At 62.1% G+C, this 12,713-nt stretch carries 8 protein-coding genes and 1 pseudogene; 4 read left to right on the forward strand and 5 right to left on the reverse strand.

Annotated features, from left to right (window positions below):
- Positions 1-5: 5 nt before the first annotated feature.
- A complete protein-coding gene (locus C0Z19_RS00100) occupies positions 6-1,421 on the reverse strand; it encodes a sensor domain-containing diguanylate cyclase (RefSeq protein WP_102607775.1) in 1,416 nt (471 codons plus the stop codon).
- 229 nt (positions 1,422-1,650) lie between these two features.
- A pseudogene (locus C0Z19_RS00105) lies at positions 1,651-1,896 on the reverse strand (ionic transporter y4hA); the annotation flags it as partial.
- A gap of 701 nt (positions 1,897-2,597) precedes the next feature.
- Between C0Z19_RS00105 and ilvD the strand changes: the two are divergent.
- Positions 2,598-4,460: a dihydroxy-acid dehydratase gene (gene ilvD / locus C0Z19_RS00110; protein WP_102607776.1), complete on the forward strand. Its 1,863-nt coding sequence runs from the start codon at positions 2,598-2,600 to the stop codon at positions 4,458-4,460.
- Positions 4,461-4,623: 163 nt separating this feature from the next.
- Here ilvD and C0Z19_RS00115 read toward each other — a convergent pair whose 3' ends face one another.
- Complete coding sequence (locus C0Z19_RS00115; protein WP_102607777.1) at positions 4,624-6,429, reverse strand: methyl-accepting chemotaxis protein; 1,806 nt, start codon at positions 6,427-6,429, stop codon at positions 4,624-4,626.
- A gap of 482 nt (positions 6,430-6,911) precedes the next feature.
- Between C0Z19_RS00115 and C0Z19_RS00120 the strand changes: the two genes are divergently transcribed.
- The 3 genes from C0Z19_RS00120 to C0Z19_RS00130 all read left to right on the forward strand — a co-directional run bounded on the left by C0Z19_RS00120 (position 6,912) and on the right by C0Z19_RS00130 (position 9,899).
- Positions 6,912-7,841, forward strand: coding sequence for an AraC family transcriptional regulator (locus C0Z19_RS00120; protein ID WP_102607778.1), 930 nt, complete (start codon positions 6,912-6,914; stop codon positions 7,839-7,841).
- 57 nt (positions 7,842-7,898) lie between these two features.
- Positions 7,899-9,104: an aminotransferase-like domain-containing protein gene (locus tag C0Z19_RS00125; protein WP_102607779.1), complete on the forward strand. Its 1,206-nt coding sequence runs from the start codon at positions 7,899-7,901 to the stop codon at positions 9,102-9,104.
- A 102-nt stretch (positions 9,105-9,206) separates the two neighbouring features.
- Positions 9,207-9,899 (forward strand): B3/B4 domain-containing protein, encoded by a 693-nt coding sequence (locus C0Z19_RS00130; RefSeq protein ID WP_102607780.1) that lies wholly within the window; start codon positions 9,207-9,209, stop codon positions 9,897-9,899.
- A 71-nt stretch (positions 9,900-9,970) separates the two neighbouring features.
- Here the strand turns inward: C0Z19_RS00130 and C0Z19_RS00135 are convergent, their stop codons facing one another.
- Together C0Z19_RS00135 and C0Z19_RS00140 are read right to left on the reverse strand one after the other, a co-directional pair.
- Complete coding sequence (locus C0Z19_RS00135; protein ID WP_102607781.1) at positions 9,971-11,443, reverse strand: NAD-dependent succinate-semialdehyde dehydrogenase; 1,473 nt, start codon at positions 11,441-11,443, stop codon at positions 9,971-9,973.
- A 150-nt stretch (positions 11,444-11,593) separates the two neighbouring features.
- Positions 11,594-12,682 (reverse strand): tartrate dehydrogenase, encoded by a 1,089-nt coding sequence (locus C0Z19_RS00140; protein WP_102607782.1) that lies wholly within the window; start codon positions 12,680-12,682, stop codon positions 11,594-11,596.
- Positions 12,683-12,713 lie beyond the last annotated feature (31 nt).

Raw genomic sequence — 12,713 nt, forward strand, 5'->3', positions numbered from 1 at the left:
TTGCCTTATGGGTGGGACATCGCGTGCCGGGGGTAAGCGGCTGCTGTCGGTTGCGGGCCAGGTTCGTCTTCCACCCGATTGCGCCCGTGGGCTTTCGCTTTGTATAGGGCGCTATCCGCAGCGGCCAACAGCGTCGCCGGCGGCGCTTCGGCGTGAAACCGGCTCGAAGCGTGGCCGATCGACACCGTCACACAGGGCCCGCCCGTCACTGGGCCCGGCAGTGCCATGTCGGCGATTGCTTGCCTCAAGCGCTCCGCCATGACCATACCGGCGGCGGGATCGCAGGAGGGAAGCACGACGACGAATTCCTCTCCGCCATAGCGCGCGACAAAGTCGTTTGGGCGCGACAGCGATGCGCTGAGCGTGTGCGCGATACGTCGCAGACATTCATCGCCGGCCAAATGCCCGAGCGCGTCGTTGTAGTCCTTGAAGTGGTCGACATCGACGAGCAGCACGGCGAGTGGATAGTCCGCTTTGATTGCGAGCATAAACTCGCGCGGGTAGCGTTCATCGAAATAGGCGCGGTTGAAGACGCCTGTCAGCCCGTCGCGCACGGATAGCTCTTGAAGCGCGCGGTGCGCGTCCGCCAGCCTCTGATAGGTGCGACTCGTCTCGGACATGAGCATGCCGAGCACTGCATTGGCCGACACCATCGCGGCAATGCGCGCGGCGTACCAGCCTACGCTGTAACGTGCGCCTGCGCCGAGCGTCAATGCGACGTCGATGAATCCCGCAAGAAGCGCCACTGCGAGCCACACGTCCACCAACGTCCGCAAACGCGTGACCAACACGTGGGCGCAGAACGAAGCAAAGCAGATCGCCGCGACCGTTAGCAGAGCGGGGTGCGCGGATAAATGGTGATACGCCGATGCCGTCGAAACGAGGTCCGGCAGCAGGTTTCGCCCGGCGACCGCAGCGGAACAAAGCGCAATGGAAAGCCCGATAGAGCCCGCAATCATCAAGCTTCCGCGAATGCGACGTTTCGTGCGGCCTTCGATCGGTGGACGGGCCTTCAGCGCCAGCGCGAGCGCTGCCAGCAGCGCGTAGCCTGCGCGCCAGATCAGCCAGATCCAGATGGACGTCTGTCGCCCCGCACCGAGCAGCCCGTTCGCTGAAAATACGCCAGGGTAAACGAGCAGATGAAACACCACCGCCACACTCGTGAATGCGTAGGCGCATGCCAACGCCACGAAGATCAGCCGCCCCGATGCGCGAAATTGCGTCCACAACAAAAATCCCGTCAGCCCTTCGGCAATGGCCACCGACGTCGCGAAGATCGGCATGAACGGCTGCACGACGACGCCCTGCGCGCGCGCGTGCGGCCAGACCAAGACGGCGCCGCACAGCATCACTGCCGCAGCGATAACGGCGGCGGCACGTTGCGTTTTGGTCGCAGAGAGCTGGATAAGCGTTGCTTGCATAACATCGAGAATGGGCTGACGAAGGCGGCTGCGTCACGAGGCTCGTCGCATACGCCCCCCATGGGGAAACGGCAGTTAGCGCGGAATCTGAAGATGCGATAGGTGAAACTGCCTATATAGACGATAGACGATGGACGATAGACGATGCCCGTGCGCAGACACGAAGCTTGCGCGGCGCCCGCCATTCAATGCGTGATCGACGGGAACAGGTAAGCCCGCATGACCGAGCGATCAGCGCAACTTCGATCACGGTGACGGCGATTGCGAGCACGAGCGTTCCGAACGGCTCGCCGACGCGATGGGCGACGACCCCGGCGTGATGCACGGCTGCGAAGACGGAGCCGACAAGCGCAACGCCTACCATCGCGATGGCGATGCCTTCAGCGTGAACGATGCGTGTCAGGCCGAGTATCAGCCATGCGGCGAGCGGAGCCCACAACGTCCAGCGCGGTAGCCCTTGCGATGAGGTCGACATGAAAGATCCTCGATCGTTGCTGGGGCGACCGGGGATTTTATCAGGCGGGGGTGAGTGAGCTGGGGGGCGGAGATCAATGGGCGCCAAGCAGATGGCTTGACGCACCCGGTCGAGTGCTTCGATTTACTCGGCGCGTATTCTCGGAAGGGCAGTGTGCCGGGCATCAGCGTGCCGGGAATCGCTGCCGAGCGCGCGCCGGCGCTCGTATCGGAATGAGCGTCCGAATTACTCCGCTATCGACGCGCGAACCTGCCGACGCTTCGCCGAAATCGTTGCGCGTTGCAGGCGCGGGCTGGCGCCGCGGATGAAAAGGGCGGCGCAGGTAGCGACCAAGGCCCAAACGCAGAGAATTACCGCCAACGTGCTCATGCCCATCTCCTGAATATCCGAGGATCGCGACTGCTGTCTGGCATTGCTGCCCGTCAGCGCGTCGATGGTTTGTAGTGTGCGCCAGCGGCCTGCGTGTCGATTGAGCGAAAAGAGGCCCGATTCAGCGCCAATCCCGACTATGTGGTTTGTCCCCGTTTTGCCCGACGTTCGTGCTTCGCTACCGCATTTTGCGCCAAGTCTACCGCGCTTTTACGCCAATTCGTCAGTCGATATGTATTGTGAATTAGTCGAGCATGAAAAATATATTGGACGACTTACCGGACTTCTCGCAGTATTGCCGTTTTTGAAGACCGCCCCAGCTGAGGAAACAGATGCCCCACTATCGCTCCCGCACGTCGACCCACGGCCGCAACATGGCCGGCGCCCGCGCCCTGTGGCGCGCCACCGGCATGAAAGACGGCGATTTCGGCAAGCCCATCATCGCCGTCGTGAATTCGTTCACGCAATTCGTCCCGGGCCATGTGCATCTGCGCGATCTGGGCGCGCTCGTCGCGAAGGAAATCGAAGCGGCCGGCGGCGTAGCGAAAGAGTTCAATACGATCGCCGTCGATGATGGTATCGCCATGGGCCATGGGGGCATGCTGTACTCGTTGCCTTCGCGCGAATTGATTGCCGATTCGGTCGAGTACATGGTCAACGCGCATTGCGCCGACGCCATGGTTTGCATTTCGAACTGCGACAAGATCACGCCGGGCATGCTGATGGCCGCGATGCGCCTGAACATTCCGGTCGTGTTCGTTTCGGGCGGCCCGATGGAAGCGGGCAAGGTCAAATCGCCGACGGACGGGCAGGTGATCGCGAAGATCGACCTGATCGACGCCATGATCAAGGCAGGCGACCCGAAAATCAGCGACGCCGAAGTGGCCGAAGTCGAACGTAGCGCCTGCCCGACATGCGGCTCGTGTTCGGGCATGTTCACCGCGAACTCGATGAACTGCCTGACCGAAGCAATCGGCCTTTCGTTGCCGGGCAACGGCACGATCGTCGCCACGCACGCATGGCGCAAGGGCCTGTTCGAACAGGCGGGCCGGCTGATCGTGGACTTGTGCCGCCGCTACTATCAGGAAGAAGACGCGTCCGTCCTGCCGCGCAGCATCGCCAGCAAGCAGGCATTCGAAAACGCGATGGCGCTCGACGTCGCGATGGGCGGCTCGACGAATACCGTCCTGCACCTGTTGGCGGCTGCGCAAGAAGCCGGCGTTGATTTCACGATGTCGGACATCGATCGCATTTCGCGGAAGGTGCCGTGCCTGTGCAAGGTGGCGCCGGCAACGGACAAGTATCACATCGAAGACGTGCATCGTGCGGGCGGCATCCTCGGCATCCTTGGCGAGTTGGCTCGCGCCGAGCTGCTGGATGTGTCGTGCGGGAACGTGCATAGCGGCACGCTCGGCAACGCGATTGCCAACTGGGACGTCGCGGGTGGTGCGGGCGAGGAAGCGCAGAAGTTCTATCGCGCGGCGCCCGGCGGCATTCCCACTACGGTCGCATTCAGCCAGGAGGCGACGTTTGCCTCGCTCGATACCGACCGCAAGGCCGGCTGCATTCGCAGCAAGCAGAATGCGTATTCGAAGGACGGTGGGCTTGCCGTGCTCTACGGCAACCTGGCGGAGAAGGGATGTATCGTCAAGACGGCGGGCGTCGATGAATCGCAGTGGATTTTCTCGGGACGTGCGCGCGTGTTCGAAAGCCAGGACGAAGCCGTCGAAGCGATCCTCGGCGACAAGGTCGTGGCGGGCGATGTGGTCGTGATTCGCTACGAAGGGCCCAAGGGCGGCCCGGGCATGCAGGAAATGCTTTACCCGACGTCGTACTTGAAATCGAAGGGCTTGGGCAAAACCTGCGCGTTGTTTACCGATGGCCGTTTTTCGGGCGGATCATCGGGCCTCGTCATCGGGCATGCTTCGCCCGAGGCAGCCGAAGGCGGCACGATCGGTCTCGTGCAAGACGGCGATGTGATCGAAATCGACATCCCGCAGCGCAAGATGCATTTGGCCGTGTCGGATGACGAACTGGCGCGCCGCCGCGCGGCGATGGAAGCGCGGGGCGATAAGGCGTGGATGCCGGAAAATCGCGAGCGCATCGTGTCGCAGGCGTTGCAAGCCTATGCCGCGCTGGCAACGTCGGCCGACCGCGGTGCGGTGCGTGATCTTTCGCAACTGAAACGCAAGTAACACACGCGTACGTTGCAATGCACGCCGCCTGGGGCGCTTACCATGGATTCAGATCGCCGGCTCTGCGCCAAGCGGAGCCGGTCTGTGTCCCACTTCGAGGCGGCAATGGCACGCTGTCGCCGCGCATCGGCTAGCGCACCATCACCATGAGTTAGCAGACGCTTCAGTGGTGCGCGAGCTTGAACTCCCCGACCGCATGGGCGAGCTTCGATGCTTCTTCACGCAATAGAGCGGCCGCCGCGGTCGACTGCTCGACCAGCGCCGCGTTTTGCTGCGTCGTGTGATCGAGCTGCGCGAGGGCCTGGTTCACCTGCCCCAGCCCCGTACTCTGCTCGCTAGCGGCGACCGTGATCTCATCGATCACGCCTGAGATGCTGCGCACGCTGTCGACGATCTCGGTCATCGTCGCGCCTGCCGTTTGCACGAGCGCCGATCCTTCCCCGATCTTTTCGACGGAGGAGTGAATGAGTTCCTTGATCTCTTTGGCGGCCTGCGCGCTACGCTGCGCGAGCGCGCGGACCTCGGCGGCCACGACGGCGAAGCCGCGCCCGTGCTCGCTCGCCCGTGCCGCTTCCACGGCTGCGTTGAGTGCAAGGATATTCGTCTGGAAGGCGATTCCGTCGATCACGCCAATGATGTCGGCGATCTTATCCGAAGCCTTCGTGATTTCTTCCATCGTCGAAACGACATCGCCCACGACTTGACCGCCGCGCGTAGCGACCGTCGAGGCGGACGCGGCGAGCTGACTCACTTGCGTGACCGCATCTGCCGAGTTGCGCGCGGTGCCGGCGATTTCCTCCAGTGCCGCGGCAGTCTCCTGCAAGCTGGACGCCGCGTGCTCCGTGCGGCTCGATAGGTTCTGATTGCCCTGCGCGATCTCGGCGCTCGCAACGTTGACCGATTCGCTGCTTACGCGGATCTGCAGCAGGATCGCGCTGACTTTTTCCGCAAAGAGATTGAACGCATGCCCGATCTGAGCAGCCTCGTCTTTGCCTGCAGCAGGCAACCGGGTGGAGAGATCGCCGCTGCCGCTCGCGACGTCGATCAATGCGTCTCGCACGCGCAGCACGCGTTTGAAAGCCGCGTTGGTCAGCGCCCCTACGAGTGCAGCGGCGATCAGCGCAACCAGAATGATGGCGACGAGGGTCGTCGTTGCAACGGCGCGCATCCCTGCCGTCACGTCGGACTTATCCAGCGCAAGCACCAGCGACCAATCGGTGCCCGTGATGGGCTGCGCGCGCAGCAGTTTGGTGGCGCCGTCGATGTCGACCGTAGCCGTATTAGCCCCGGACTTCAGCCCTTCGAGCGTCTCCGGTGTCAATGCCGGCGAGAGTTCGGTGGCCGGCTTCATGATGAGATCGGTTTTGGCCGACGCGATAATGTGGCCGGCCTTGTCGACCAGAAATGCGAAGCTCGATGGCGTGGGATGCACCGATGTCACGATGCTGCTCACACTTTCCATGTAGAGACTGGCCGCCATGACCGCTTTCACGGTGCCGTCGCGGACGATCGGCACGGCGAACGCGAATGCGGGCTTTCCGTTCGATGCGTCTTTGTACAGCGCCGTGACGATCAATTGCTGGGCGGCGACCGCCTGCTTGTACCAGGGCCGCGCGGTCGGATCATAGCCGGGTGCGAGCGGCACGTTGGAGAACGCGGTTTTATCCGGCAGACCGAGCGTCATCACCTCGAAACCGCCCGATTTCGCCAGCAGCTTCAGCGCCGGCAGCGGATCGCCTTCGCCGATTGCGATCGTATCGGCGAGTGCCTGAGTTTGCCTTGCGCGGTCGGAGATCCATTCATCGATCGCAAGCGCATGCCCCGTCAAGATCGACATCAAGTTCTGCTCGATCGCCTCGTCGTTGTGGTGTTTGACGACGGTGTAGACAAGGCCTCCTGTCACAGCCAGGGCTGTCGCCACGATGGCGACGCAGGCCGCCAGGATACGTCCGCGAATCGATGCCAGCATAAGTCTGAGTCTCTCTCGGTTAGCAGCACTGTCAGGAATAGGGTTGGATGGCGACCATCTCATTTGCTGTTATCGGCGCGGGGAACCTTGACTTTAGGCCGGGAGACCGGCTGCGCTCGCTGCTCCGTTGCGTGGCCTACAACGCAAAGAGTTCGGCTTGACGGCGAATGGGGCGTTTGCTTAAGGAATCAGGGAGGTCAGACTCCTCGGCCTGTAAATTGACATGCAGCACCGAAACTAATCCGCTGGCCGCTCTGCTGGAAGTCCTTTGCGTCAGCATCAACGGCAACTGGGACGGGATGTCGCCGTTGCCCCAGTCGAGGCCGTCGAGGTGCGCGATCTGACCACGCGCTACGGCGCGATGCTATCCTACGTCTACTTGCCCCCCAGGCGTTGAAAGCCTATGCCGCGTTGGCAACATCGGCCGACGGCGGTCCGGTGCATGATCTTTCGCAACTGAAACCTAAATGAGTTGATCCATCGTGACGACGCGGCTCCCTCGGCTCGATTTCCGTGACGCGCAAAGCCGCGTCGCGATCTTGCGTACCGAGGCCGTGCGCACGAGCGCCCATTTCGGCTGGGAGTCGCTTTACTTCGAACATCGGGAAGCCGAGCGCTTCGAAACGGTCGAACACGTGATCCCCGATCACTATCTGATGGTCAAGCTCAATTCCGGTTCGAAGGCCGATCGCATGATCGACGGTGTCATGCGTACCGAACATCAGCGCCGTGGCAGCGCGGTCTATCTTCCAAGCGGATGCGCGCATCGCGTGCGCTACGAAAGTCCCCTCGGCCGTCTGCATTTGATGACGCTTGCACCGTCGCTCGTCGAGACGGTCGCGGCCGAAATGGGGATTGCACGGGTCGACATCGCACCGCGTTTTGCGAACGAAGAAGATCGCTTCGTGCTCGAACTGGCGGAGGCGATCGATACCGAACTGGCGGCGGGTAACCCGCATGGGAAGCTGTTCGCTGAAACGTTCGCGCGCACGCTTGCCGCGCACATCGTCACGCGTTACCGCGACTGTCGGCCCAAGCCAACGAAGGCGCCGGCGATGAACGCGGCGCGCCTGCGCAGCCTCGATCGATTCATCGAGGCAAACATCGCGATGCCGATCAGCCTGGCCGACCTCGCAAAGCAGGCCGGGCTCAGCGAATATTACTTTTGCCGGTGCTTCAAGCTCGCGACGGGCATGTCGCCTTATCAATACGTGCTGAACAAGCGGATGGGGCACGCAAGCGCTTGTTTACGCCGTGACGACATGTCGATCCAGGAGATTGCTTTCGCGAGCGGCTTCGGAGATCCCGTTCAGTTTTCCAAGCATTTCCGACGCGCGCATGGACTGACACCGACTGCATACCGCGCTCGGCTGCCGAAGCAACAATGCACAAGCGCCGCAGCTTATGACTAGGGTGCAACGCTGACGATCCGGTAGCGTAGGAGACCTTCCGATATCCATACGCTACCCATGTCCGAAACCGATACGTTGTTGGCTCGACGCGCAGTGGGCGCGCAAAGCTCCGCCGTTCGCGAACTCCTCAAATACAGCAGGACGCCCGGGATCATTTCCCTGGCAGGCGGTATTCCCGCGCCCGATCTATTCGACATTCAAGGGCTGGAAGCCGCACTCGGCGAAGAGTTGCGCGCACGAACGCGCGATACGTTCCAGTACGGCATGACCGAAGGCGAAGCCGGCTTGCGCGATCAGATCGCTACGCTCGCGGGCAAGCGCGGGCTCCACGCGGGCGCGCACAACGTGCTCGTGACGACCGGCTCCCAACAAGCGCTCGATCTTGTGGCGAGAGTTTTCCTGAATCCGGAAGACACGATCGTTGTCGAACGTCCCGCCTATTTAGCCGCGCTGCAGGCATTTGCATTTTCGGAAGCGCGCATGCTGTCGGTGCCGTCCGGGGCCGACGGCATCGATCTCGACCGCGTTGAAGCATTGTTCGCGAGCGAGCGCGTGAAGGCGATTTATGTGGTGCCGAATTTCGCCAATCCATCGGGTGGAACGTTGACGCTCGATCGACGTCGACGTCTCGTCGAATTGGCGGCCCGGCATCGCGTCCTCATCTTCGAAGACGATCCGTATGGGGATCTTCGACTGCGCGGCCGTGCTTTGCCGAGCTTGTTCGAAATCGCCGGGCAAACACCCGGTGCCCGGGATCTTGTCGTCTATATGTCGACGTTCTCGAAAATCCTTTCGCCCGGATTGCGCATGGGCTGGATGGTCATTCCCGATGCGTACTACTCGAACGTGGCCATCGCGAAGCAAGCGATCGACCTGCATAGCTGTACGCTCTCGCAGCGGATTGTCGAACGTTACCTCGCGAGCGGACGGTTGGGCGAACGGCTCCCGATTCTCAGGGACGCATACGCCGTCCGTTGCGAAGCGTTATGTTCGAGCCTCGAACGGCATCTGGGAGATGCCATCGAGTTCAATCGGCCCGATGGCGGCATGTTTCTTTGGGCGCGTTTCCGTGATGACGTCGACGCGTCCGCCGTGCTCGCACGTGCCATCGAGGCCGGGGTCGTTTTCGTACCTGGCAGTGCGTTCTTTGTCGACGAACCGCAGCGCAACACCTTGCGTCTTTCGTATTCGACGATCACGCCCGAGACGGCCGACGAGGCGGGTAGGCGCCTCGCTATTGCGCTCGAGGAAAGCGTGGGCTAAAGGAGCGGGTCGAGTTGCTGCAATTTTATTCAAGACGGTCAGCGCGACGCCGCCTATGCTGTGACGGGACGACATCGTTCACACAGGGAGGGAGGCTGCGCTATGTATTTTCGACATTCGCCGGAGATTTGGGAGGACCATCCCGCGTTGGTCCCCGGCGTTTTGCTGGCAGAGGGCGTGACCGACCGGCCGAGCGTTGACGCACGCGTTGCCGAATATCAAGCCATTGCACGGCAGCGCTTGGAGCGGGCGTCAGAAGGAGACTGGCCGGAGGTGCAGGCTTGGCGCCGCGTATTCGCGCAGATGGGCCTTAAGCCGACGCAATATCGCTGCGCGGCGGAATCGTTGCTGCGCCGCTTTCGGAAGGAGGGGGCGTTGCCGAGATTGCATCCGTTGGTGGATCTTTGCAATGCCGTTTCGCTGGCGTTCGCGATTCCGATTGCCGTATTCGATGTCTCACGCATTTCGCAACAGATGATAGTGCGCTATGCGAAAGGCGACGAACACTACCACTCGTTCGCGGGGGAAGTCGAATGCCCCGATCCCCGCGAGGTCGTTTTTGCGGATGCGGACAATCGCGCACACGCCCGCCGCTGGACACATCGGCAGAGTGCGTATTCGGCGGTGCGGGGCGAGACCGCGTCGGTTCTGATCGTCGCCGAAGCACATCATCAATCGGCGCCCGCCGACGTGATCAGGTTAGTCGACGCATTGGCTGATGAGTTGAAGGGGCTTTGGGCGGCGCCTTCAGCAAAGGCCGTCTTGAGCAGGGCGTCGCCTTCTATCGAAATGTGATGGCATGCGGAAGCGGGGGCTGCGCAAAACCACGCACGTCGGCGAAGCGACCCGCTGTTGCCGACGCTCTCTCAAGCCAGATTCCCCTGACACAAATACTTGATCGACAAATAATCGTCGAGCCCGTACTTCGAGCCTTCCCGACCGTACCCCGACTCCTTTACCCCGCCGAACGGAGCGGCTTCGCTCGATATTGCCCCTTCGTTGATGCCCACGAGTCCCGCTTCGAGCGCGCGCGAAACGCGTTCGATGCGCTTCATGTCATTCGTATAGAAATACGACGCAAGCCCATAAGGCGTGGCATTCGCAGCTTCGATCGCTTCGCACTCCTCATTAAAGCGAAACAACGGCACGACCGGGCCGAACGTTTCTTCGCTGCATAGCTCCATGCGCGAATCCGCATCGACAAGCACCGTGGGCGCAAAGAAATTCGGTCCAAGCGCCGGAAGGCGCGTGCCGCCCGTCAATATCCGCGCACCACGGGTGATCGCATCGTCGACATGGCGCGCGATCTTCTGCACGGCACGCTCGTTGATCATCGGGCCGATCTGCACCTCGGTATCGCTGGCGGGCCCGACCTTCATGGCCGAGACGCGATCAGCCAACAGCGCCGCAAAGCGTTCGTACACGCCGGCTTGCACATAAACGCGGTTCGGGCACACGCATGTCTGGCCGCCGTTACGAAACTTCGCCGCGATAAGCCCCGCCGCCGCCGCTTCGAGATCCGCGTCGTCGAATACGATGAACGGTGCGTTGCCGCCCAATTCGAGCGAGAGCTTCTTGAGCGTGTCGGCCGATTCGCGCGCCAAATGCTTGCCGACCGCCGTCGATCCCGTAAACGTAATCTTGCGCACGCGCGCGTCGCGCAGCCAGTCTGAAACGGCAGCAACCGTACGTTGCCGCGACGCGGTGATCAGATTCAGCACACCCGGCGGCACGCCCGCTTCGTGCGCGAGCAGCACGAGCGCCGACGCCGTCAACGGCGTGTCTTCGGCCGGCTTGCCCACGACTGTGCAACCCGCAGCGAGCGCAGGCGCGATCTTGCGTGCGATCATCGCAAGCGGAAAATTCCACGGCGTAATCGCAGCGACGATTCCAATCGGTTCTTTGACCGCGCTCATGCGTTTGCCGCGTTGCTGCTGCGGAATCAGATCGCCGTAAATCCGCGTGGCTTCCTCGGCAAACCACGCGACGTACGATGCGCCATAAGCGACTTCACCGCGCCCCTCGGCTAGCGGCTTGCCTTGCTCGCGCGAGATCAGCGCACCCAGCGCGTCTTGATTCGCGACGATGAGGGCGTGCCAACGCCGAAGGATTTCCGCGCGCTCCTTGGGCAAGGTTTCGCGCCATGCGGGAAGCGCCGCCGCGGCCGCATCGGTGGCCGCGCGCGCATCGGCAATGTCGCTGTCGGCCACTTCGGCGATCAGCGAACCGTCAGCCGGATCGGTAACGGCAAAGCATGCTCCGTCGATGGCCGGCACCCATCGCCCGCCAATGAAATTGTCTTTGCGGATCAATGCTTCCGGGGCAAAAGTGCGCGTCATGCTCGGGCTCCTGCTTCAGTGTCGGTACAAGCCGCAGCGCCCCACGACAGCACCGATACCGCTCGATGGTGTCGCCGTGGGACGTATCCGGCTTCGTTGATAGACGTAGGGAGGTGTCGCCGTACGTTGTTGAAGTTGCTGCGGTCAGTCTCAACCCTGGGCGACGCGCTCGGCGACAGCCACCCCGACATCACGCGTGCTGGCCTTGCCGCCGAGATCGCCCGTGCGCGGGCCTTCCTTCAGCGTCGCTTCGATAGCCGCCAGAACCGCATCGTGCGCCTCGCGTTCCTTGCCGCCATGTCCGCCGAGGAAGTCGAGCATCATCGCGGCCGACCAGATCATGGCAATCGGATTCGCGATGTTTTTGCCGGCGATGTCGGGCGCCGAGCCATGCACGGGTTCGAACAGCGAGGGGAACGCACGGTCCGGGTTCAGGTTCGCCGAAGGGGCAAGGCCGATCGTGCCCGTGCAGGCCGGGCCAAGGTCGGAAAGAATGTCGCCGAAAAGATTCGTGGCGACAACGACATCGAACCGATCGGGATTGAGCACGAATCGCGCACAAAGAATGTCGATGTGTTGCTTGTCCCACGTCACGTCGGGGTAGGCCTTCGCCACTTCGGCCGCGCGCTCGTCCCACCAAGGCATGCTGATTGCAATGCCATTGCTTTTTGTCGCGACGGTCAGCTTTTTTCTCGGACGCCGTTGCGCGAGATCGAAAGCGAACTTCAACACGCGTTCGCTGCCGTGCCGCGTGAAAATCGATTCCTGCACGACGAATTCGCGGTCCGTGCCGGCGAACATCACGCCGCCTACCGACGAATACTCGCCTTCGGTGTTCTCGCGCACGATCCAAAAATCGATGTCGCCGGCGCGTCGGTCGGCGAGCGGCGACGGTACGCCGTCGAACAATCGCGCGGGACGCAGATTGATGTATTGATCGAATTCGCGGCGGAATTTCAGCAACGAGCCCCACAGCGAAATATGATCGGGCACCTTCTCGGGCCAGCCCACGGCGCCGAACAAGATGGCGTCGCAACGCAGCAACTGGGCCTTCCAGTCGTCGGGCATCATCTGGCCATGCTTTTCGTAGTAGTCGCAGCTTGCCCAATCGATATGCTCGTACTCGAGCGTGATGCCGAAGCGTCGGCTTGCAGCGTCGAGCACGCGCAGCCCTTCGGGCATGACCTCGGTGCCGATGCCATCGCCGGGAATCACGGCGATTCGATATTTACCAGCCATGGCGGGTTTGCCTCCAAAAAACGAACATTGC

Source organism: Trinickia soli (genome assembly GCF_002879855.1).
Lineage (GTDB): Bacteria > Pseudomonadota > Gammaproteobacteria > Burkholderiales > Burkholderiaceae > Trinickia > Trinickia soli.